16 protein-coding genes and 1 other RNA gene are annotated in these 23,091 nt (G+C 59.6%); 8 read left to right on the top strand and 9 right to left on the bottom strand.

Going from position 1 to position 23,091, the window contains the following annotated elements:
• Positions 1-2: 2 nt before the first annotated feature.
• Together HAV22_RS14525 and HAV22_RS14530 are read left to right on the top strand one after the other, a co-directional pair.
• A complete protein-coding gene (locus tag HAV22_RS14525) occupies positions 3-527 on the top strand; it encodes a GNAT family N-acetyltransferase (protein WP_166859799.1) in 525 nt (174 codons plus the stop codon).
• A gap of 354 nt (positions 528-881) precedes the next feature.
• Positions 882-5,243: an EAL domain-containing protein gene (locus HAV22_RS14530; RefSeq protein WP_166859800.1), complete on the top strand. Its 4,362-nt coding sequence runs from the start codon at positions 882-884 to the stop codon at positions 5,241-5,243.
• Positions 5,244-6,020: 777 nt separating this feature from the next.
• Here the strand turns inward: HAV22_RS14530 and HAV22_RS14535 are convergent.
• From HAV22_RS14535 to HAV22_RS14545, 3 genes are read right to left on the bottom strand one after another with little or no spacing between them, the layout of a single operon-like run.
• Positions 6,021-6,965, bottom strand: a complete 945-nt coding sequence (locus tag HAV22_RS14535) for a hypothetical protein (RefSeq protein WP_166859801.1) — start codon at positions 6,963-6,965, stop codon at positions 6,021-6,023.
• A 24-nt stretch (positions 6,966-6,989) separates the two neighbouring features.
• Positions 6,990-7,376 carry a hypothetical protein gene (locus HAV22_RS14540; RefSeq protein ID WP_166859802.1) on the bottom strand — a complete coding sequence of 129 codons (387 nt, stop codon included), beginning with the start codon at positions 7,374-7,376 and terminating at the stop codon, positions 6,990-6,992.
• Between the two features lie 16 nt (positions 7,377-7,392).
• On the bottom strand, positions 7,393-7,863 hold the full coding sequence (locus tag HAV22_RS14545) for a ribbon-helix-helix domain-containing protein (protein WP_166859803.1): 471 nt from the start codon (positions 7,861-7,863) through the stop codon (positions 7,393-7,395).
• A gap of 213 nt (positions 7,864-8,076) precedes the next feature.
• Here HAV22_RS14545 and HAV22_RS14550 point away from each other — a divergent pair, with 213 nt between their 5' ends.
• Together HAV22_RS14550 and HAV22_RS14555 are read left to right on the top strand one after the other, a co-directional pair.
• Positions 8,077-8,640: a recombinase family protein gene (locus tag HAV22_RS14550; RefSeq protein ID WP_166859804.1), complete on the top strand. Its 564-nt coding sequence runs from the start codon at positions 8,077-8,079 to the stop codon at positions 8,638-8,640.
• Between the two features lie 242 nt (positions 8,641-8,882).
• Complete coding sequence (locus HAV22_RS14555) at positions 8,883-11,402, top strand: P-loop NTPase (protein WP_166859805.1); 2,520 nt, start codon at positions 8,883-8,885, stop codon at positions 11,400-11,402.
• A gap of 218 nt (positions 11,403-11,620) precedes the next feature.
• Here the strand turns inward: HAV22_RS14555 and HAV22_RS14560 are convergent, their stop codons facing one another.
• From HAV22_RS14560 to ompA, 6 genes are all read right to left on the bottom strand, one after another.
• Positions 11,621-13,120 (bottom strand): site-specific integrase, encoded by a 1,500-nt coding sequence (locus tag HAV22_RS14560; RefSeq protein WP_166859806.1) that lies wholly within the window; start codon positions 13,118-13,120, stop codon positions 11,621-11,623.
• 97 nt (positions 13,121-13,217) lie between these two features.
• Positions 13,218-13,576: a transfer-messenger RNA gene (gene ssrA / locus HAV22_RS14565) on the bottom strand.
• A gap of 104 nt (positions 13,577-13,680) precedes the next feature.
• Entirely contained in the window at positions 13,681-14,280 is a 600-nt protein-coding gene (locus HAV22_RS14570; protein WP_166859807.1) for a glycine zipper 2TM domain-containing protein, read from the bottom strand.
• Positions 14,281-14,653: 373 nt separating this feature from the next.
• Positions 14,654-15,352, bottom strand: a complete 699-nt coding sequence (locus HAV22_RS14575) for an HAD family hydrolase (protein WP_166859808.1) — start codon at positions 15,350-15,352, stop codon at positions 14,654-14,656.
• Between the two features lie 11 nt (positions 15,353-15,363).
• Entirely contained in the window at positions 15,364-16,071 is a 708-nt protein-coding gene (gene ubiG, locus HAV22_RS14580) for a bifunctional 2-polyprenyl-6-hydroxyphenol methylase/3-demethylubiquinol 3-O-methyltransferase UbiG (protein ID WP_166859809.1), read from the bottom strand.
• Between the two features lie 132 nt (positions 16,072-16,203).
• Entirely contained in the window at positions 16,204-16,914 is a 711-nt protein-coding gene (gene ompA, locus HAV22_RS14585) for an outer membrane protein OmpA (RefSeq protein ID WP_166859810.1), read from the bottom strand.
• Between the two features lie 395 nt (positions 16,915-17,309).
• On the opposite strand from ompA, the gene gyrA reads away from it, so the two are divergent.
• The 4 genes from gyrA (at position 17,310) to pheA (ending at position 23,077) form a co-directional block, all read left to right on the top strand.
• Positions 17,310-19,925, top strand: coding sequence for a DNA gyrase subunit A (gyrA, locus tag HAV22_RS14590; protein WP_166859811.1), 2,616 nt, complete (start codon positions 17,310-17,312; stop codon positions 19,923-19,925).
• Between the two features lie 267 nt (positions 19,926-20,192).
• Entirely contained in the window at positions 20,193-20,765 is a 573-nt protein-coding gene (locus tag HAV22_RS31830) for a DUF2059 domain-containing protein (RefSeq protein ID WP_166859812.1), read from the top strand.
• A 10-nt stretch (positions 20,766-20,775) separates the two neighbouring features.
• Entirely contained in the window at positions 20,776-21,864 is a 1,089-nt protein-coding gene (gene serC / locus HAV22_RS14600; RefSeq protein ID WP_166859813.1) for a 3-phosphoserine/phosphohydroxythreonine transaminase, read from the top strand.
• Positions 21,865-22,006: 142 nt separating this feature from the next.
• Complete coding sequence (pheA, locus tag HAV22_RS14605) at positions 22,007-23,077, top strand: prephenate dehydratase (RefSeq protein ID WP_166859814.1); 1,071 nt, start codon at positions 22,007-22,009, stop codon at positions 23,075-23,077.
• Positions 23,078-23,091: the final 14 nt, after the last annotated feature.

Here is a 23,091-nt window from a genome sequence, read left to right on the forward strand (position 1 = left end):
TCATGAGTTGCCGCGTACGTCGTTTGTCGAACCTGACCGATCCGGACATCGAAGGGCTCGCCGCCGTGCTGTTCGATTGCGTCGAGGGCGGCGCATCCGTCGGGTTCATGCACCCGTTCACCTTGAGCCAGGCGCTCGCGTGGTGGCGCGGGCTCGCGGCCGATGTGGAGGCCGGCCGACGCGTGTTGCTCGTGGCCGAGGATGAGTACGGCATCGTCGGCACCGTCCATCTCGTGCTGGCGATGCCGGACAACCAGCCGCATCGGGCCGACTTGTGCAAGATGCTGGTGATGCGGCGCGCGCGCAAGCAGGGCGTCGGCGCGGCACTGATGGACGCGGCGGAGCGCGAGGCGCGCGCTTCCGGCAAGACATTGCTCGTGCTCGATACGGCCAGCCAGGACGCGGAGAGGCTGTACGCGCGCATGGGGTGGACGCGGCTGGGCGTGGTGCCGGGGTTTGCGTTGTTGCCGGAAGGCGGGCTGTGCGATACGACGTATTTTTATCGGGCGCTCCCAATCGCCGGTTAACACGGTGGTGGGGACAGTGTTGGCAGCTCACATCGCCGCGATCGATCTGGCGGCGCCCCGTTGCGCCATCGTTGTCGCCAGCCCTTCGCAAGGAAATCGTATTGAGCAAAAATGCGACATCTCTTTTATTTCCTAGCGCACATTTATGTTTCCACGAGGAATCAATGTAAAATGTGAGCCGTGATTGGCGGGCTATGTACTGTTGACATCGACGTGGTCAGGAATGCGCTGCAAGACTCCCCTGGCTCGACTTGCTCCGCCGCCGTCCTGGTAGCGTCGGTCCAACCAAAGGCTATCTAATCGTGTCGCGCGGTTATTGGCCGGCGATGCCCTTCAGGATAAAAAGGTCGCTGAGTGAGTTCCAAATCGATCGGCCTGCCGTTGCAGGCTTTTTTCAGGTTTCCGTTGCCAGGACAACTCGCGCTGATTGCGGCAGTTATCCTGCCTTGTCTCTGGGGCGTCGTGATCGCGTCGTTACACGGTACATATGAGAAAACGTTGACGGAGGCCGCCGAAGACAACGATAACATTGCGCGCCTGTTCGCTGAAGAAGTCAATTCTTCCATCAATGCGATCGACCTGACGACAATCGACCTGCGCGAACGATGGCTCGACGCCCGGGACAGGTTTGATGATTACGTGCACAAGCGTGAGGCAATTCTCGAAAAACCTGTTGCATTTCAGGTGAGTGTTATCGACGCGACAGGACACTTGGCATATTCGAGCGTGGACCGCTCCGCGCCACGGCTCGATTTAAGCGACCGCGAGCACTTTCGCACCCATCTCGGCGGGATCGACAAGCTGTTCGTCAGCCGCCCGGTCAAGGGGCGGGTGTCCGGACGGGAAAGTATCCAGTTCACTCGTCCATTGCTGGCCGGCGGGAATCGTTTTGCCGGTGTGATCGTGTTGTCGGTAGCGCCGGAGTATTTCACCCGGTTTTCAGGGAAACTTCAACTTGGCCGGCACGGGACGGTCGCCCTTGTTCGCGCGGACGGCACCATTGTCGCGCGCGAGCCGGCGGTGTCGTCCGAGCCGCACAAGATGTTGCGGACCATGCCGGACTTTGGCGCGATAGGCACGGAAACACTGATGTATTCGCGTGCCTCGCAGATCGACGGTGTCTTTCGCCTCTACGCTTGGCGCGTATTGCCGAAGCAGGCCTTGGCGGTGGTGGTCGGCCGCAGCCGCGATGAAATTCTCGAACCGTATGTCCGGCACCGGAATCTGGTGTTGGGCGGCGCCTGTGCGCTGTCCATTCTGATTGTCCTGATCGGTTACAGCGTGCTGACCGGACTGCGCGACCGTGTCCGCGCCCGGGTCGCTCTCGAGGAAAGCGAGTTTCGCTGGAAATACGCGCTCGAAGGCGCGGGCGACGGCGTCTGGGACTGGGATGGACGGACCGATACGGTGTACTTTTCTCACCGCTGGCGCGAGATGCTTGGTTATGGCGACGATGAGATCCGGACTGGGAAACAATGGGAAAACCTCATTCATCCGGAGGACCGTGGACGGGTCCTCGATGCGACCGCCAAGTTGGTCGCCGGGCAAATGCAGACCTACGCGATGGAGTATCGCATGCAGGCCAAGGACGGAAGCTGGCGCTGGATATTCAGTCGCGGCATGGTCGTCGGTACCGGTGTGGATGGACAGGCAGCGCGGGTGATCGGCACCCATACGGACTTGACGGACCGTAAGCTGCAGGAAGAGGCGCTTCATCAGGTGGAGCAGATGCACGCCGCGCAGGCCCTGTTTCAAAGCGAACAGCGTTTCCACCAGCTTGCCGATGCGATGCCGCAAATCGTATGGACGGCCAACGCCGACGGCGGTATCGATTACGCCAACAGTTGGGTGCGCGCCTACACTGGCCTGGTCGACGACATCAATGCTGAGAACTGGGTCACGATACTGCACCCGGACGACGTTGCTCAGGCGCTGTCCCTGTGGGAGGCCGCGGTTCGCTCGGGCACCATCTTCGAGACCGAATATCGCGTATTCCGTAGCGCCGACGGCAGCTATCGCTGGCATTGGGCGCGTGCCATACCGATCCGGGATGAACACGGTACGATCGTAAAATGGTACGGCACCACCACCGACAACCACGACACGCGGTTGGCGAACGACGAAATCCGCAGGCTGGCGCACCGTCTCGGTACCACGCTCGAAAGCATCACGGAGGCGTTCCTCACAGTCGATCTGGACTGGAGATTCACATATGTCAACAAGGAGACCGAGCGCCTGCTCGAGCGTGATCGTCGGCAGTTGCTCGGGTGCGTCTTATGGGAGGAATATCCGGATCTCGTCGGCGGGATCGCCGATACCGAATTTCGGCGGGCCATGCGCGACCATTGCACGGTCGAGTTCGATATTTACTTCCCGCCGCTGAATCGCTGGTTCAAGGTTCGGGCGTATCCGTCATCGGAAGGGCTTGCGGTATATTGCCGCGATATAAGCGCAAGCCGGCGCCTGCAGACGTTCAAGAATAAGCAGATGCAATTGCTGGAACGGATGGCATTGGGTGCGCCGCTGCCCGAGCTCCTGGAGCTCGCCACGAAGATCGTCGAGTCGTCCGGGAATGCCATGCAATGTGCAGTGATGTTGCTGGGCGCGGACGGTGCCGCCTTCGAAAGCGTCGTCGCGCCAAGTCTTCCGGCTTCGTTACGGGGCATCCTGGAAGAATTCGATGTAGACAAAGTATTGCCGCCCGACCGACGCGCACGGCTGCAGGCAGGGCCGGTCTTTGTCGCCGACGTGGGGAAAGATCCGAGCTGGACTGGCGCCCACGATACCGCTGGACTGCATGGGGATCGCGCATGCTGGTGGTATGCAATCCGGTCGAGTCAAGACCGGCTGCTCGGTACACTTGCGGTATTCACGGCAGCCGGACGTGTGCCCGATCGGGGCGAAATGGAGATCCTTGGCCTGTGCGTCCACACGGTGAGCATTGCGGTCGAACGCCTTCACATCGAACGCAAGGCCCGCGCGAGCGAGGACCTGCTCGAATATCAGTCGAATTACGACACCCTGACAGGGCTTGCCAACCGAAATTTGCTTTGCGAAAGGACAAGTCAGACCATGGCACGGGCCATGAGTCGGGGCGAACAGGCCTGGCTCGTATGTATCGATCTCGACCGTTTCGCCGTGGTGAACGAAACGCTGGGCCACGAGGCCGGCGACCTGGTCCTGCAAGAGACGGCGGCCCGCTTGAGGACGATATTGGGGCCGAACGACACGGCCGCGCGCACCGGTGGCGATGAATTTGTGCTGGTACTCGCAGATACGGCCGACGAGCACGCCGCGATCAATACAGTCCAGCGCATCATGGGCACCCTGGGCGATCCGATCAAGGTCGGCGAGCATGAACACTTCCTCAGCTGCACGTCCGGGTTATCCGTATTCCCAGCCGATGGCGACACGGCGAACGCCCTGATCAAGAATGCCCACATCGCGATGCAGCGCGCCAAGGAAGCGGGCGGTGGCGAATTACAATTTTATACGTCGTCGATGAAAGCGCGCGCGATGGAACGCCTGCGGCTCGAGGGCGACCTGCGGCATGCCATCCAGCAGGGTGAATTGCTGTTGCATTACCAGCCACAAGTCGATGTGCGCACCGGCCGGATCGTCGGCGCGGAAGCCCTGCTGCGATGGGCGCATCCCGAGCTCGGCATGATTCCACCCGACCGGTTCATCGACCTGGCGGAACTCACTGGGCTGATCGTCCCGATTGGCACGTGGGTATTGCGGACCGCGTGCGCGGACGCCAAGCGTTGGCATAGTGCCGGTTGGGATGGCCTGCGCGTAGGTGTCAATCTGTCGGGCAAGCAGTTCTACCAGCCGGACCTGATCGAGGTCGTGACTGGGGCCCTTGCGGACTCAGGGCTCGCGGCACGCTACCTGGACATCGAGCTGACGGAAGGCCTGGTCATGACGGACATCGACCATGCACTCGCCACCATGAATGCTCTTAAGGGGCTCGGCGTACAACTGTCGCTGGACGACTTCGGCACCGGCTACTCCAGCCTCTCATATCTGAAACGCTTCCCGATCGATGTGCTGAAGATCGACAAATCGTTCGTCAGGGACGTCACCACCGATCCGGACGCGGCGTCGATCGCGCGGTCCATCATTTCGCTTGCCCAAAGCCTGCAATTGCAAGTCATCGCGGAAGGCGTGGAAACCCAGGAGCAGCTGACCTATCTGACGACCTACCGTTGTGACCAGATCCAGGGCTATTATTTCAGCCGTCCGGTACCCGCAGCGGCATTCGAGCAGTTGCTGACCGACGAGCGGGTGCTGCCTGTGGTGTGTCCTGACGAACAGGTGCGGACCCTGCTGCTCGTTGACGACGACCCAAGCGTCAGCGCGGCATTGCGCCGGCTTCTGCGTCGCCAGGGGTATCGGGTATTGCATGCGGAGAGCGGGGAGGAAGGTTTGAGCTTGCTTGCCTTGAACGACGTCCAGGTTGTCATCTCCGACCAGCGCATGCCCGGCATGATGGGCATCGAATTCCTGTCGCGCGTCAAACAGATCCACCCGCAGATTATCCGGATCATGTTATCGGGCTACACGGCGGTCGACGCGATCATCGAGGCGACCAATAGCGGCGCCGTATTCCGGTTCCACGCGAAACCTTGGGACGACGAGGCGTTATGCGCGAGTATCGCCGACGCATTCCGTTATCACTGGTTGATGCGCAATGCGGAAACTGCGGAGATGTGAACGGTCGGTATCGCGTCTGTCCGCATGCATAATCGTACGAGGCCCCGCCGGATTGCCCCGGCCGGGCTTTGTTTTTGAATACTGGTGGAGGCCACGGCAAAAATCGCTGCGCGATTTCCTTGAATGGACGAATCGGAGCGGCCTTGCGCCTGCATGCGCAAGGCCGCTCGCCGGCTCGCTGCTGCGCAGCTCGAAACCCCGGCTCGCCCCTCGTCCGTGCCGGACGAGGATTCGATTCCACGGTCTGCACGAGAGGTATTCAAAACAAAAGCCCCACCGGCTTGCGCCGGCAGGGCTTTTGTTTTGAATACTGGTGGAGGCGGAGGGAGTCTCCAACCTCCACCATCTGTTCCATAACTCTTTGATTCCACTAAGTGTCGGCCCCGGCGTGACGCATAAAACGCACCCCACTTGGGGTGCGAACTTGGGATTCTAGCAGCGCCAGCTGTCTCGTGGAACAGTTGGTCGATTCTCCGGATCGGAAACCTTGTAGTGTTTTGCAAACTATAAGGTTCGGTGCCAAAACGGCCAAAGTTGATAAAAGGTGCCCCTCCGCGATGTTGCTTTTTTTCTAGGACTTTCACTTTTGAGGAAGGCAGCCAGTCCTGGTCCGCGAGCCGGTGCACCAGTGCGGAGATTTTTACTTCAACAGCTCAGCGTTGGGTCAGCGTTTTTTAGCAAGGTGCGTTTGTAGGGTGATTATCTTCGTATAGAAGTTAATAGGTTTTTTCCCCGCCTGCTCTATGAGAAACGAGGCCGCGGCCTGGTTTTTTGCTTCTAATTTTGTGTGGAAAAACGCCGCGTAAGGTCGCGCAGCCTGTCGCGAACCAGATGGTTAAGTTCGTCGTCCCTCTCGGTATGGCGTGAGTGGTCGAGCAGCTTCGGACGGCCACCGTTGCGCGGCTTCCCGGTGCGGCTGTCCCGGTGATAGGCGTGTCGACCGAAAAGGTAGAGCGAAATCATGATGCGATCACGTCGGGTAGCGTGCTGCACCAGCTGGGCCAGTTCCGGTTTCATCCCGGCGATCAGTTCGGGCATCGGGATGAACTGGCGGAAGTGCAGCAGGTCGCCGAAGCCGACGAAGCCACGCTCGACCAGGTCGTCCAGGCTGTTGATGCCGTATTTGTGCAGCCCGGCGCCCCGTAGCGTGAATTCGACGCGCGCGCGGTGCTGGTCGCGTGGCAGGTCAAGCTTCTGGTCGGTGATCTTGTGATAGACGCGCCAGCTCACCGGGTCGCGCTTGTTGTTGTTGACGTAGAAGGTCTGTTGCGGGTCAGGCGTGCGGGTGCTGTCCAGGAAGTCTGGCCACTTGCTCGGGCCGACCTGGCGGTGATGCCGACCGTACGCCGCTATAGACATTTGCAAACGTGCAACTAGCGGTAGGAGGTCCGCGCGCGCCTGGTCGTCGTTCGGGTAGAAGTCGAGCGACACTTCCAGTTCCTTGATGAGCACCGGGCCGACCAGAGTGTGTCGTTGACCAAGCGCCGCCAGGGCCGCGCGGATCGTGTCGACGTCCTTGCAGTGGGCGTCGTTCAGCTTGATCAGGAACCTGGTCGCCTCGTTGCCAGCGCCAGCATCGACCGCCCTGATGTACTCCAGCGTGTCGTCGCCGAAGTGATCAGCCAAGAGGTTCTGGAGCCAGTGGAACTGGGTAGGGCGCGCGACTTCAATCTCGAGCGCCAGCCAGTCGACTACAGCTGTCGTGCGGTACGCCGACCGCACGGAACGTGATGCGGTTACCATTGTTCAGACAGGCATATGGCCCGGCGTGCGTGCGCTGCCCCCCATCATCGGCGCGAAGGTCGATCGAGCAACCAGCAGCTTGCGCGTGTACCAGGGCCGGGTGTCGGTTGGGTCCGCGTGCACCGTCTTGACCTGGTAGGGCACATTACGCGTGGCGCAGGGATCGGCCGCGCGCACCGCTGCGATGAAGGCCAGGATGTCGGGAGCCGCGTACATTGGGCGCCAAGCGTGGGCGTGCTTGCCCATGCAGTTCGGCAGGAGGATGCAGCCATGCACCTCGACTTTGCCGCGTCGCATGTCGGCCAGGGTGTCGTCCCAGTTGCGCGTGGGGCCGAGTTCCCTGCGCAGCAGGTAGGCCACTTCCGGCGCCGAGAGCACTTTGAGTTTCATAGGGGGTCTCCGGTGGTCAGTTGAGCGGTGCCTGGATGGCGAAATGCAGGCCGCCGGCGATCCGGTTCTTGATCCAGATGCAGTCGGTGCCGTGCTCGTCGAAGCCGAACAGAACCTCAAAGCCGCCGAAGTCGGAGCCGCCCTGGACCTTTGCGTGCTTCAAGGTCGAGTTGAGCAGCTTGTCGTCGATCGGCGCGGCGTTGCGCATCAGGGCGTGGTTTTCCTGGAGCGCCAGCTGTTCGGCCCGGTCCTGCAGGTCCGGCATGATCGTCGCGCCGAGCAGGCCAGCCATTGCAGCCTCGCGCACAGAGGCGGTCATGTTGTCGTCACCGCTCACGCCGACCAGGACTTGTTTGCACCACTCTTGCCACGTCTGGCCTCGCTCGCGGGCCAGGAACTCGACCGCTTGCCAGGTCGGCTGGTCCAGCTTGATCGACGCCCGCTTGCCGGTCGTGATGGTAAGGGTTCGTTGCACGATGGATGGCAATTTTTACTCCGCAGTAAGTGAAGGCGTTAGCATTCCATAGGTAACGCAGGTAGTCAATAGAATGCAGGCAACAACTGTTAAAAAACGACCGTTTTCCAACAGTCTGGAGTGGGCATTTTGTGCTCTGTTAGAAAAATAGGGGTTGTTATTTCTAACAGGTGGCTATATTCTGACACCGTTTTCTAACATCTCAGAATCTCAAGAGGGGCAAAAATGGCGACCTTTGGATACAGCCGCGTCAGCACGAAAGAACAGACCACCGAAAACCAGCGCCGCGAAATCGAGGCTGCTGGCTATCAGGTCGACTACTGGTTCGCGGATGAAGGCGTGTCGGGCAAGGTCTCGGCGATGCAGCGCCCACAGTTCGCCAAGATGCTCAGCCAGATCCGTGATGGTGAGGTGCTGGTGGTAACGAAGCTTGACCGCCTGGGCCGCGATGCACAGGACGTTGGCGCCACGATCAAGATGCTGGCCGCGCGCCGCATCGAGGTCATCGTTCTCCAGCTCGGCAAGCTCGACCTGACCAGCGCCGCCGGCAAGCTCATGTTGACCATGCTAGCCGCCGTCGCTGAGATGGAGCGCGATTTGCTGGTGGAGCGCACCCAATCGGGCCTGGAGCGCGCGAAGGCGGAAGGCAAGGTGCTTGGGCGTCCCCCAAAAACCAGCGATGAGCAGCGCCAGGCGATCAAGGCCGCGCACGGTGCCGGGGCGTCGGTGAGCGCGCTGGCGCGGGAATACGCGGTCAGCCGCGCCAGCATCCTGAACATCGTAGGATAGGCATCGGAACATGGTCAGTTACCCAAACAGTTAGCAGTCGAGTACCTATCTACGCTTCCAGCTGACATTAACCGGCCCAAACTGGGCCGTTATATTTTTGTTTCCTAAAAGAAATTAAAAAAATTAGCCAGAGGTGCGGCGGTCGAAGTGCGACAACAGGCAATCTGTGCGTCTAGTGTTGAGTAAAAACTTAATAGCAGGCAGAATGTCTATTGCCCTTAATCAACCGTAGAGGTATCCCTGTGTCGCCCGAGCATGCCGCGCTTGTAATAGAGAAAATATGCCCACTGATTGCTTCTGGCGAAGCGTCGTTGTTGCTTGGGGCTGGGTTTAGCTACAAGAACAAAACACCTACGGGTGAACTTCCCACTGGTGAAGGTCTGCGGAATATGTTGCTTGCTGCTTGTAGTCAAGTGCCACGACCGTCAACGACACTTAGGGATGCATATGCATATGCTGGGCGCCACCTCCCGAATCTCAGTGAATACCTGACAAACGTTTTCACGGTTGATAGGGTTGAACCGTGGCAAGAGAGGATTTTTCAATATGTGTGGACACGTATATACACCACGAACATTGATAATGTTCTCAACGTCGGTTATGAGAGAACGCGTAAGGCAGGCAAGAACGCTGCTGACTTCACGATCCTAAACTACCAGGACAAAGGCCTAGTAAGCCAAACGCTCGGCAGTATTCCTGTAATAACGATACACGGAACAATCCTAAAGCACGAGCAAGGGTTTATCTTTTCGAACACAGAGTATGGCGCAGCTTCTAGTAGAAAAATTTTAGACTGGCATAATGACCTGGCCGCACGAATGATCGCGGGTGGACTTATCGTGATTGGCAACCAACTTGACGAGAGTGACTTTGATACCCACTTGGCCGCTCGCATATCTGAGTATGGCGAGGCGACAAGCTTGGCGCGCAACTGGATCGTTATGCCAGATCCCGATCCAATCAAGATGGACAACTATATTGCCGCAGGCTATACGGTAATCGATGCTACAGCGAAAGAGTTTTTCGAGCTGGTCTATGCAAACGTGAAGCCGAAGACTATTGGGGAACACCTTGCTGAAAAGGTTCCAACTTCGTCTAGGTTTCTTCGCAGCCAGCAGTCAATGATTTGGTTCAAAGAAGCTTTCAACCCAGTTGTTGATGAGTTGGCAAAAGCCAAGGCTGAGAAAGGCATTTTCAAACACTTCATTACTGGAACCCATCCACGCTGGTTCTTTATAGAACATGAGGCACATGCCGAGACGCCGAAGATTCGCAATTTGACATACCATATCTCCGCAATGATGAAGGAAGGTAAAGATGGGTATGGCATACTGAATGTAATAGGACCTAGCGGGTCGGGGAAAACGACAGGGATACGCGCCGCGCTCCGGAATCTGGTGAACAATTATCCGTATATCTACGAATACGACTCAGAAAATGGTCTTAACGTAGATTACTTAATTCGGATAACTCGGAATTTCACCGAGAAGGCAATCATTGTTTTTTACAATGCCGCTTCATTCTATTACTCGATTAATGCCCTTGCAGCTGCAATGGATGAGGGTGATATTGAAAATCCGTTCTTGCTATTTATCTTAGAGGAAAGAACCAACGTCTATCGAAAGAACCGCCATCATCTAGCAGACAGCGCCGAAAAAGCTCAGGAGTTTGAATTTGGAAAAGTGTCAATTGGCGATGCAAAAGCGATTGCTCAACGATTGCAAGCACATGGCTTAGTCTTTGAAGGTTTTTCAGAGCTGTCGCTCGATAAGCAAGCTGGAAGGATTCTTGACTCAGAGCGAGGATATCGAGGCGACTTGCTTTCTACGCTGTTTTCACTTACCACGCATGAAAACTTTGAGAATAAGCTATTCAAAGAATACCATTCGATCGGCGACGAACAAGCCCGCTCCGTCTTGGATGTCGTAGCAATAATGAATACGCTTGGCTTCTCAGTTCCCATAAATTACTTGTCCGGCTTTTTGGATATGGATCAGAAACTGGTTACACAGTATCTGAACTCAGACCTCTCTGATTTGGCAGTCCCATTGCCACCTCGACAGCACGTGGCATGTAGGCATCGAGTAGTCGCTGACTTCTACTTTAAATCGTGCATAGCGCACGGGGGAAGGTTGGACGCTGTGATAGGAATATTAGAATTTCTTTCTCGGCAGTTTGAAATTGAAGATATTCGCTTTCACCCGTTAGCGTATGAGATGTATAAGAATATTATTTCTTTCACGTTCTTATATGGAAAATTTTTTCCATACGAAACTCGGGTTGCTGATACTGAAGCGACTTATCATGAGGCGCAACGCTTCTATGGTAGAGACGGAATTTTCTGGTTGCAGTTTGGACTCTACTATAAGGAGGTCGGTCAACTCGATAATGCTATCGACTGCTTTAGAACTGGCATATCCCATTTTGACTCGTTCCAAACCCAACACTCTCTCGGCAGTACCCTGCTAGAGAAATATATAATTGAGGGCGTCCAAGATCACAGCCTATATGATGAAGGTCTAAAAATCTTAGAGCAAGAGCGTGTGCGACGTGGGCCAATTGACCCATATCCGACAACGACGTTATGCCGTCAGTTAGGGAAGATCATCCAACTGGACCCGAACAATACGGCCGCAGTTAAAGCATTCAAGACTAGCCTTAACTATGGATTAGAGCATTTTAGAGATGATGAGAAATTCGCTAAAATTTTGAGAAGCTCTATCGTGAGAAAGATGACTGCGACACTCGAAGGCGAACAATAATCTCCTCTTGCGCTTCAAAGGGTTATTTCGATCGAAATGTTATGATCATGCGGGCCGTGGCGCCATGTGCAACGAGCGGAGTTCCTAGCATGCTGGCGCCCACGTTTTCTCGATGATAAAGAGCTTCTGTATTTATAGATAATTGATATAGCGCACCTGGGAGCAGCAGGTGCGCGATTTATGTCATCGCTGTGCCCGCGTAGAATAACGTCAGAAATTTACCAACCTTCCGTGATTTCTATGTCTTCAACTTTTGGAACAAGTTGCCAGACTTCCGGGGGCGGCTGGAACCTCTCGACTGTCGGTTTACGCTTTGCGGGGTCTCTGACGTTCCAGTAGACCTGTGATGTGACCAGCATTCCTTCGTGACCCACAATCGGCGCGATCGCCGTTTCCGGTACGTCGTTGTTTAGCAGGGTCGATATGAAAGTATGCCGGAATGAATGGAAAACCTTTGTGTGCTTTTCCATAATGCCGCAACGTTCTTTGAACCTGCCGAACCATCTTGAGGGTAGCTTGCCGTAGCCGTCTTCGGTCAGTTCTAGAGTTGGGAAAAGCCGGTCATAACCCTGCGCCCGTAAACGCTCAACGTACCGTACGAGACCGGCTTCGATTAGCTTGTCGTGGATGGGAACCAGGCGACGCGCGTTCTTGTTCTTGACCCGCTGCCCCTCTTCGTCATCCCGGATGTTGATGCAATAAATACCACCCACGATCTCGAAGTCTGATAAGTGAAGCTGGCAAAGCTCGTTCAGCCGTGCGCCGGTCAAGAGGCCCATAAGAGGCAGCCAGTAGCTATAGGCGGTCCTATATCGGCGCTTAGCATGTTCGGCCGCGCCGAAAAGTCTGATCAGTTCGTCGACAGTGAACGGTAGGCGCGGCTGTGCGTCGCTTTCGTCCAAGCTGCGTCCGCTGAACGGGTTGTACTGCAAGCCGTACTTCGGTTTCGAGATAGCAAACTTGAACAGACTGCTGATCCTCTCAAGACTCTTGTTGATCGTTCGCGTTGCCATTGGCGGCGGGTTGAGCGCGATGATCTCGCTGATAGTCTTCCCTCTGTAGGCCGGCATCTTGTTCATGTTGGCCGGCAGTTTTTTCAAGGTTTCGACGTAGGTCAGTGCATGATCCTCGCCTATTTCGTTGAGTGGTAGGTTGCCGATGATGTCGATGCACAGCTTGTAGACCGCCAGGTTCTCGTCCTGGGTCTTGGGTGTCCACTTGTTAGCTGCAAGTCGGTCGCGCTTGTAGTCCTCGATTAGTTCCGAAAACAGAGGTATAGCCTTCTTCGGCGCTAGAGCGCCAACGCCAACTCGACCACTACCGCTAGCGGCGCCGCTGTCACCAATCCTGTCCATGACGGCTGAAACGGCGGCAGAAACCTGCTCCGGTGTATCAGTCTCGTTTGTCGTGAGTTTCAATGTGGAATTGTCGGGAAGCCGCCATTCCATCGTTAGCCCCCATTCCGAGGCGTCAAAGGGGTCTGGAAGCGGTTTTTTCTGATCGGACATAGTTCGACTGCGGAGTTGCTGAAAAGCGCGTTTGATGGCCTGTGCGAGCGTCTGCGCGGTGGGGGTTGCATCGCGAACACTAGCCGTGCGAAGGCTACGATAAATTTCTCGGACTGTGAAGTGTTGGAGGAGGTCGGGCGGGATCGCGATGCGAAAGTGCAGGATGCCCGACCGCGCCCGGTGAAGATGTGATGGAAGCCTGATTGCCATGCCGGTCTCGTTTGGGGTGCTGACTTGGGGTGAAAGCCACAACCGGGACGGCAGAAAAAAGAAAACCCGCTGAAGAATCAGCGGGTTATCGGAATACTGGTGGAGGCGGAGGGAATCGAACCCTCGTCCGCAAGCACTCTACAGACAGTTCTACATACTTAGCACTGTCAATTAATTTAACTTAGCCGACGGGGACGTGCACCCTTCGACCAAGCGAGTTACCTAAAATTTCGGAAGCAACCAAGTAACCCGGTTGGGTCCTAGCCTCTGTAAATGACTCTACTTGCCTTGCGGCACACCCCAGAGGCGAGGTGGTGTAGAGCTAGCAGCGATTAGGCTGCGAGTGCGTACGAGTTATCGTTTGCAGTTATTGATTTCTGGATGTATTTACGAGGTAACCAGTCCTCGGTATGCCCTGTTCTGCTTTGCAACCCACGTCGAAACCAGGTCGCCCCCAGATAGAGACGTTCATTGTACCGCAATCGATCCATGAACGGAGAGCCTGGATGCGCCCTCGCATCCGATGTGGATGCGAGGTGCGGAAAATCAAGCCTTGTCGATCAACGGCCTTGGTTCTGGTTCTGGTTGGCGATTTGGTTGCCCAGCATGCCGCCGCCGATCATGCCGGCCACCGTCGCCAGCTTGCGGCCGTTGCCGCTGCCGACCTGGTTGCCGAGCAGCCCGCCCACGACGGCGCCCGTGCCGATCGCGACGTAGTTCGGCTGCTGCGGTGCCGGACGCGGAGCCGGTTCGCGATAGGCCGGTTCACGATACGACGGCGAGTCGTTCTGTGCATAGCTCGTGTTCGCATGGTGCACGGTGTGATGCACCGGTTTCGCAGGCACTTCCTTGATCACGGTTTCCTTGATCACGACCGGGGCCGGCTGGGCGCTGGCGACGGCCGACTGGGCGTACGCGGCTTGCTGCGGCTGGGTGCCTTGCGGCGCTTCCGCGGCCATCGGCAGTGCCGGTGCGGCGGTCGGTGCGGCCGAGTAGGCCGGGTTCACCTGGGCCGTGTTGGCGCCAGCCTCAGGTGCGCTGTGCGAGCTCGGCAGGAGGCCGGTGATCGCGGCCGTGCCGGCCAGGCTGACGACGATGACGGACACTGCGGCAGCTGCCGTCAGCGGGTGGATGCGGGAAGTGGTCTTGGTCGTTTCCATTTGTTTGCTCCTGAGACGTTGTTGTCGTATGGCTGTAGATTACCCAGTGGCATCACGGAGAGATAGACAGTGCACTGTATCAATCGTAAAGATATGTAAGCGGGAAAGTTGCTGGCTTACCGCAGCGATGACGAGTCCGCGTGGCGGTCCGACCGCCAGGCACATCGCTGAGGCTGATAATATGCAACTAACCGACCGACGGTGCATGTAGCTACGGCAAGGCCGCCACGATCTGCTGCGCGCCAGTCAGCTCAGCAGAGAGGTCGGTACGATGTCATTGCTGCCGGCATCTGAACCGGACCGGCAGCCAGTCAACAGGAGGGAAAGAGAGCGTCACCGCGCCTGAGCGCGCGATGCGCGGACCGTGGCCGCTTCAGGCGGCCGCGCGCGCAGCGTCCGCCAGTTCCCGCAACAACTGCAGCAAGTCGCGCGGCGTCTCGAGCAGATAATCGGCACCCCAGGTGACGGGATCGATCGAGCCGCAATAGCCCCAGGCGCACGCGACGGTGATCATGCCCGCCGCACGGCCCGCTTCGATGTCGCGCAAGTCGTCGCCCACGTACCAGCAGTGCGCCGGGTCGAGCTCGAGGCGGCGCGCCGCTTCCAGCAGCGGAGCAGGGTGCGGTTTCGCATGCGGCGTCGTGTCGCCCGAGATCACGCAGCCGGCACGCGCCAGGCCGATCTGGGGCACGAGCGGGTCGGTGAAGCGCGCCGGCTTGTTCGTGACGATGCCCCAGGTCATGCCGGCGTCCACAATGCCGTCCAGCAGGTCGGCGATGCCGTCGAACAGCGTGGTGTGCACGGCCATTGCCGACTGGTAGCGCTCGAACCATTGCACGCGCAGGTCTTCGTAACCCTCGTCGCCCGGGGCGAGGCCGAAGGCGGCGCCGATCATGCCGCGCGCGCCGGCCGAGGCGGTCGGACGCAGCAGCGCGTACGGCGTGGGCTCCAGGCCGCGCTCCGTGCGCATCCAGTTGACGGCGGCAGCGAGGTCGGGCGCGGTGTCGGCCAGCGTGCCGTCGAGGTCGAACAGGACGGCGCGCGGCGCCGGCAGGACAGAAGGAAAAGTCATGGGGCGAATAGTCAAAGCGGTTTGCTGCAGGCGACCATGTAGTTCACGTCGGTGTCCTGGTTCAGCGAGTAGATCTTGGTCAGCGGGTTGTACGTCAGGCCCTTCAGCCCGTCGACGATGAGGCCGGCATCGCGCACGAAATTCGACAATTCGGCCGGCGTGATGAATTTGGCGTAGTCGTGGGTGCCGCGCGGCAGCATGCGCAACACGTATTCTGCGCCCACGACGGCGAACAGATACGATTTGACGTTGCGGTTCAACGTCGAGAAGAACACGCGGCCGCCCGGTTTGACGAGGGTCGCCGCGGCGCGCACGATGGCGGCCGGGTCCGGCACGTGTTCCAGCATTTCCATGCACGTGACGACGTCGAACTGGCCCGGTTCTTCCGCGGCCATGTCCTCGGCGGCGATGAGCTTGTATCGGACCTCGACGCCCGATTCCAGGCTGTGCAGGTCGGCCACTTTCAACGCTTTTTTCGACAAGTCGATGCCCGTGACCTTCGCGCCCTTGCGCGCCATGGACTCGGCCAGGATGCCGCCGCCGCAGCCGATGTCGATGACGTTCTTGCCTGCCAGCGGCACGCGCGCGTTGATCCATTCCAGGCGCAACGGGTTGATGTCGTGCAGCGGGCGGAATTCGGACGTCGGGTCCCACCAGCGGTGGGCCAGTTCACTGAACTTCTGGATCTCTAAGGGATCGGCGTTGGTCGTCGTAGTCATAGGACGGAATGATAGCGGAAATGGGTGGCCGGTACGGATGGGTTTGCGAAAAAAAGCGCCCCCGAGGAAACACTTCCGACAGGCATAAAAAAACCCCGCCGAAGCGGGGTTGGTCAGGCGTTAATCCGCCGATTATTGCTTGTTGCTGCGGGTACCGACGACTTCGATTTCCACGCGGCGGTTCTTCGCACGGCCGGCGGCAGTCTTGTTGTCGGCGACCGGCTGCTTCTCACCCTTGCCTTCGGTGTAGACGCGGCTTGCTTCGACGCCCTTGCTCTGCAGATAAGCCTTGACGGCTTCGGCGCGGCGGACGGACAGCTTCTGGTTGTACGCATCGGTACCGACCGAGTCGGTGTGGCCGACGGCGATGATGACTTCCAGGTTGATGTCTTTCAGCTTGCCGACCAGGTCGTCCAGCGATGCCTTGCCGGCCGGCTTCAGCACGGCCTTGTCGAAGTCGAAGAAGGCGTCAGCCGAGTAGCTCACTTTTTCCGAGGTCGGGACCGGAGCCGGTGCCGGGGCCGGAGCCGGGGCAGGTGCCGGAGCGGCAGGCGGCGGAGGCGGCGGTGCGACGCACTTGCCGTTCTCCAGGTGCTCGGGTTCCACGCACAGCGGGGCGTCGCAGCCCGGGACCGCGTCGGCCGGGGTCCAGTAGCCGGTACGCCAGCACAGGCCGAACGGGTTGCGAGCGATGACGCCACGGGCATCCTGCACGTAAGCGCTGTACGGCGTCGGCGCCTTGATATCGGTGGTCAGGGGCGCATACGGAGGTGCGCTTTGCGCGGATGCGCTGCCCGCCATCGCGGCCGTAGCTGCGAATACGAGGGTTGCCAATTTATTCATATTATTTCTTCCTTTCGGTAAAATCTTCTAGCAGCGAAACTGCCTAGAGGCAATACGACGTGAGCATAATATTAACACTCGAGACAGCACGTCAGTTTCGCATTGTGAAACAAGCAATTAACGTCTCGGCCATTTTGCCACATACGCCACATCCGCACGACCGGTGGTCGACCAATTGCAGTGCATGGTATTTGCTGCGTTGTTTCTGCGCAACAAGGTGTCGGCAAGCGCATGCAAGCTTGACGAAGGTTTATGACAGGCATGTGTCATCGGGGCAATTGTGCCACTTTGCTATCAACCTTGCTTGCGGCCAAAATGCTCTGCTGCTAGGGCCGGCGTGGTAAAATCATGGGCTTGGAATTCCAATTTTTAGCTTGAAGGCGTCGACCCGCACAATGGATCAATTCGCAAAAGAAACAGTTCCAATTTCCCTGGAAGAAGAGATGCGCAAGAGCTACCTCGATTACGCCATGAGCGTGATCGTGGGCCGTGCTCTGCCGGACGTGCGCGACGGCTTGAAGCCCGTGCACCGCCGCGTGCTCTACGCGATGCACGAGATGAACAACGTGTGGAACCGTCCTTACCTCAAGTGCGCGCGCGTGGTCGGCGACACGATGGGTAAGTACCACCCGCACGGCGACGCGTCGATCTACGACACCCTCGTGCGCATGGCCCAGGACTTCTCGCTGCGCTACACGCTGGTGGACGGGCAGGGCAACTTCGGCTCGATCGATGGCGACTCCGCCGCGGCGATGCGTTACACCGAGTGCCGCCTCGACAAGATTTCGAACGAACTGCTGGCCGACATCGACAAGGACACCGTCGACTTCCAGCCGAACTATGACGGCAAGGAAAAAGAACCGACCGTCCTCCCGACGAAGATCCCGAACCTCTTGATCAACGGCTCGTCCGGCATCGCGGTCGGCATGGCGACGAACATCCCGCCGCACAACCTGTCCGAAGTGATCAGCGGCGCGATGCACGTGCTGAGGAATCCGGACTGCACGATCGACGAGCTGATCGAACTGATTCCGGCGCCGGACTTCCCGACGGCCGGCATCATCTACGGCGTCTCCGGCGTGCGCGACGGCTATCGCACGGGCCGCGGCCGCGTCGTGATGCGCGCCAAGACGCACTTCGAGGAATACGGTAAGGACGGCGGCCGCATCGCGATCATCGTCGACGAGCTGCCGTACCAGGTCAACAAGAAATCGTTGCTGGAGCGCATCGCCGAGAACGTGCGCGACAAGAAGCTGGAAGGCATTTCCGACATCCGCGACGAGTCCGACAAGTCGGGCATGCGCGTCGTCATCGAGCTGAAGCGCGGCGAAGTGCCGGAAGTCGTGCTGAACAACCTGTACAAGCAGACCCAGCTGCAGGACACGTTCGGCATGAACATGGTCGCGCTCGTCAACGGCCAGCCGAAGCTGCTGAACCTGAAGCAGATGCTGGAGTGCTTCCTGTCGCACCGCCGCGAAGTGGTCACGCGCCGCACCGTGTTCGAGCTGCGCAAGGCACGCGAACGTGGCCACATGCTGGAAGGCCTCGCCGTCGCGCTGGCGAACATCGACGACTTCATCGCGATCATCAAGGCCGCGCCGACGCCGCCCGTCGCGAAGACGGAGCTGATGTCGCGCGCATGGGATTCGTCGCTCGTGCGCGAGATGCTGACCCGCACCGAACTGGGCGCCTCCGGTGGCATCGAGGCGTTCCGTCCGGAGCACCTGCCGAAGCACTACGGCATGCAGCAGGACGGCTTGTATAAACTGTCGGACGAGCAGGCCCAGGAAATCCTGCAGATGCGCCTGCAGCGCCTGACGGGTCTCGAGCAGGATAAGATCGTCAACGAGTACAAGGACGTGATGCTGCACATCGCCGACCTGCTCGACATCCTGGCCAAGCCCGAGCGCGTCACGAGCATCATCGTCGACGAGATGGCGCAGATCAAATCCGACTACGCCGACAACGGCAAGGACCAGCGCCGTTCCGCCATCGAGCACAACGCGTCCGACCTGGAAACGGAAGACCTGATCACGCCGCAGGACATGGTCGTCACCCTGTCGCACACGGGTTACATGAAGTCGCAGCCGATTTCCGAATACCGTGCGCAGAAGCGCGGCGGCCGCGGCAAGCAGGCGATGGCGACGAAGGACGAGGACTGGATCGACCAGCTGTTCATCGCCAACACGCACGACTACATGCTGTGCTTCAGCAACCGCGGCCGGATGTACTGGCTGAAGGTGTGGGAAGTGCCGCAGGGTTCGCGCAACTCGCGCGGCAAGCCGATCGTCAACATGTTCCCGCTGCAGGACGGCGAGAAGATCACGGTGATCCTGCCGCTGTCGGGCGAGAACTCGACGTTCCCGGAAGACCATTACGTGTTCATGTCGACGAGCCTCGGTACCGTCAAGAAGACGCCGCTGCGCGACTTCTCGAACCCGCGCAAGGCCGGCATCATCGCCGTCGACCTGGACGAGGGCGACTTCCTGATCGGCGCCGCCCTCACGGACGGCAAGCACGACGTGATGCTGTTCTCCGACGCCGGCAAGGCCGTGCGCTTCGACGAGAACGACGTGCGCCCGATGGGCCGTACGGCACGCGGCGTGCGCGGCATGAACCTGGAAGAGGGCCAGAACGTGATCGCGCTGCTGGTCGCGGAAAACGAGCAGCAGTCCGTGCTGACGGCAACCGAGAACGGCTTCGGCAAGCGCACCCCGATCACGGAGTACACGCGCCACGGCCGCGGTACGAAGGGCATGATCGCGATCCAGACGTCCGAACGCAACGGCAAGGTCGTCGCCGCCACGCTGGTCGACCAGACGGACGAGATCATGCTGATCACGACCGGCGGCGTGCTGATCCGCACCCGCGTCGCGGAGATCCGCGAGATGGGCCGCGCCACGCAAGGCGTCACGCTGATCGCGGTGGAGGACGGCACGCGGTTGTCGGGCCTGCAGCGCGTCGTCGAGACGGACCTCGAGGAAACGGAACTGGAACCGGCGCCGGAATAAGCCGGGTCCGCCCCACGAAACCGCCGCGCGTTCCGACGCCGGCGGTTTTTTTTATCGAAGTCGGGGTCAGAAAATTCGGGGTCAGAGCACTTTTTCGAACAATTTTTCTGTGGAAATGGATTCGGGGTTCAGTTTCTGTCCCGCGCCGTCATCCGGGCAAACGGCAGCGGTAGAGGATTTTTTGCAAGTTTCGTGCGAAAATCGAGGAACCCGCATTGCCATGCCGGGATTGCAAGCTCCCGCACCAGCCATCAATCAAGGATATTCGTGAAGAAATCACTCGCCGCCATCGCCTCCGCCCTCGTCGTCATCTGCTCTCCCGCCGCGTTCGCCGCGACGTCGATGCCATCCGCCGATCCGGCCGTCGTCGCCGCCACCAAGGAGATGATGGCGTCGATGAAGCTGCGTGACGTGATGCTGGCGTCGCTGAAGCAGGCGGACCAGACCATGCCGGCGCAGATCGCCGCGTCGTTGAACGCGATGGTGGACGGCGATGCGACCTTGAACGCCGCCAAGAAGGCCGAGATGCGCAAGAAGCTGGAGCAGGTGCTGCCGACGGTGACTGCGCAGGTGCACACCATGCTGACCGACCCGAGCCTCGTCGACGAGATGCTGGCCGAGATGGTGCCGCTGTACGCCGAAACCTATACGCTGGACGAGATCCACCAGTTGTCCGCGTTCTACGCGTCGCCGCTCGGCCAGAAGATGCTGGCGAATATGCCCACGCTGATGAGCCGCAGCATGGAGATCAGCAACCGCATCATGATGCCGCGCATCCAGAAGATGATGGCGCAGACCGCGCAAAGCATCACGGGCAACACGGGCAACACGGGCAAGTAAGGAGCAGGCGATGACCCAGGTGTACAACTTCTCCGCCGGCCCTGCCGTCCTGCCGAAGGAAGTCCTGCGCCAGGCGGCCGAGGAAATGCTCGACTGGCACGGCAGCGGCATGTCGGTGATGGAGATGAGCCATCGCGGCCCCGAATTCATTTCGATCGCGAAGCAGGCCGAAGCCGACCTGCGCGAGCTGCTGGCCATCCCGGACAACTACAAGGTCCTGTTCCTGCAGGGCGGTGGCCTCGGCCAGAACGCCATCATCCCGCTGAACATGGTGGGCAGCAAGCCGCAGCCGGCCACCATCGACTTCGTTCACACGGGTTCGTGGTCCGGCAAGTCGATCAAGGAAGCGAAGCGCTACGCGAACGTGAACGTCGCGGCGTCGGGCGAGGCGAGCCGCTTCACGACGGTTCCGCCGCAGGAGACGTGGAGGCTGAGCGAAGACGCCGCCTACCTGCACCTGTGCACGAACGAGACCATCGACGGCGTCGAGATCGGTTACGTCCCGACGGTACAAGGCGATACGCCGCTGGTCGTGGACATGTCGTCGCACATCCTGTCGCGCAAGATCGACGTGTCGAAATACGGCGTGATCTTCGCCGGCGCGCAAAAGAACATCGGCCCGGCGGGCCTGACGATCACGATCGTGCGCGAGGACCTGCTCGGCCACGCGTTGCCGATCTGCCCGGGCGTGTTCAACTGGAGCGCCGTGGCCGAGGCGGAATCGATGCTGAACACGCCGCCGACGTACGGTATCTATATCGCGGGCCTCGTGTTCGCGCACCTGAAAAAACATGGCGGCGTGGCCGAGATGGAGCGCCGCAACATCGAAAAAGCGCGCCTGCTGTACGCGGCGCTCGACGCCGACGACTTCTACCGGAATCGTGTGGCGCCCGAATATCGCTCGCGCATGAACGTACCGTTCTACCTGCGCGACGAGTCGTTGAACGAACAATTCCTGGCCGGCGCCAAAGCGCGCGGCTTGCTGCAACTGAAGGGCCACAAGTCCGTCGGCGGTATGCGGGCATCGATCTACAACGCGATGCCGATCGAGGGTGTGCAAGCCCTGGTCGATTATTTGAACGAGTTCGCGGGCCGTTGATACGGATTTGCCGACCGGTGTGCCGATCGGCCCGTAGGGTGGGCACCCCGTGCCCACCATGTGGACACGCAAAGGTGGGCACGGGGTGCCCACCCTACGGCGGCCATTCCGGTTTTCGCGAACCGAAAATCATGAGCAGACAATGACAGACAAACTCAAACCCCTGCGCGAACAGATCGATGCGATCGACGCGCAAATCCTCGAACTCCTTTCCCGCCGCGGCAAGGTCGCGCAGGAAGTCGGCCACGTGAAGGCCGAGACGAACGCCCCCGTGTTCCGCCCCGAGCGCGAAGCGCAAGTGCTGCGCGGCGTGGCCGAACGCAATCCCGGCCCGCTGAAGAACCAGGACGTGCAGGCCATCTTCCGCGAGATCATGTCGTCGTGCCGCGCGCTGGAAAAGCGCGTGACGGTCGCCTTCCTCGGCCCCACCGGCACGTTCAGCGAGCAGGCCGTGTTCCAGCAGTTCGGCAGCGCCGTCGAAGGCCTGCCGTGCGTGTCGATCGACGAAGTGTTCCGCGCCACCGAGGCCGGTACCGCCGACTACGGCGTCGTCCCCGTCGAGAACTCGTCCGAGGGCGCCATCAACCGCACGCTCGACCTGATGCTCGCGACGACGACCATCATCAGCGGCGAAGTGTCGATCCCCGTGCACCACAGCCTCATGACGAAGACCGGTTCGATGGACGGCGTGAAGGTCGTGTGTGCCCATTCGCAGGCGCTCGCGCAATGCCAGGTGTGGCTCAACCTGCATCATCCGGGCATCGAGCGGCGCGCCGTCGCGTCGAACGCGGAAGCCGCGGTGCTGGCGAGCCAGGATCCGACCGTCGCCGCGATCGCCAGCGAGATGGCGGGCGAACAGTACAAGCTGGGTGTCGTGCAGGCGCACATCCAGGACGACCCGCACAACCGCACGCGCTTCCTGATCATCGGCAGCCAGGCCACGGGTCCGTCCGGCAAGGATCGCACGTCGATCGTGCTCGCGGTGCCGAACAAGGCCGGCGCCGTCTACAGCCTGCTCGCGCCGCTCGCGAAGCACGACGTGTCGATGACGCGCTTCGAATCGCGCCCCGCGCGCATCGGCACGTGGGAGTATTACTTCTACGTCGACGTCGAGGGCCATATCGCCGATGCCGCCGTCGGCCGCGCGCTCGAAGAACTCAAGGACAACGCCGCCTTCTTCAAGGTGCTGGGGTCGTACCCCGTCGGCCTGTGAGTCACGAATCCATC

Source organism: Telluria antibiotica (assembly GCF_011682055.1).
Lineage (GTDB): Bacteria > Pseudomonadota > Gammaproteobacteria > Burkholderiales > Burkholderiaceae_D > Telluria > Telluria antibiotica.

Excerpts from the sequence above, each read along its gene's own strand:
- HAV22_RS14525 (WP_166859799.1), top strand. The coding sequence starts at position 3 with ATGAGTTGCCGCGTACGTCGTTTGTCGAACCTGACCGATCCGGACATC.
- HAV22_RS14540 (WP_166859802.1), bottom strand. The coding sequence starts at position 7,376 with ATGAAACTCAAAGTGCTCTCGGCGCCGGAAGTGGCCTACCTGCTGCGC.
- HAV22_RS14550 (WP_166859804.1), top strand. The coding sequence starts at position 8,077 with ATGGCGACCTTTGGATACAGCCGCGTCAGCACGAAAGAACAGACCACC.
- HAV22_RS14560 (WP_166859806.1), bottom strand. The coding sequence starts at position 13,120 with ATGGCAATCAGGCTTCCATCACATCTTCACCGGGCGCGGTCGGGCATC.
- HAV22_RS14570 (WP_166859807.1), bottom strand. The coding sequence starts at position 14,280 with ATGGAAACGACCAAGACCACTTCCCGCATCCACCCGCTGACGGCAGCT.
- HAV22_RS14575 (WP_166859808.1), bottom strand. The coding sequence starts at position 15,352 with ATGACTTTTCCTTCTGTCCTGCCGGCGCCGCGCGCCGTCCTGTTCGAC.
- ubiG (WP_166859809.1), bottom strand. The coding sequence starts at position 16,071 with ATGACTACGACGACCAACGCCGATCCCTTAGAGATCCAGAAGTTCAGT.
- ompA (WP_166859810.1), bottom strand. The coding sequence starts at position 16,914 with ATGAATAAATTGGCAACCCTCGTATTCGCAGCTACGGCCGCGATGGCG.
- gyrA (WP_166859811.1), top strand. The coding sequence starts at position 17,310 with ATGGATCAATTCGCAAAAGAAACAGTTCCAATTTCCCTGGAAGAAGAG.
- serC (WP_166859813.1), top strand. The coding sequence starts at position 20,776 with ATGACCCAGGTGTACAACTTCTCCGCCGGCCCTGCCGTCCTGCCGAAG.
- pheA (WP_166859814.1), top strand. The coding sequence starts at position 22,007 with ATGACAGACAAACTCAAACCCCTGCGCGAACAGATCGATGCGATCGAC.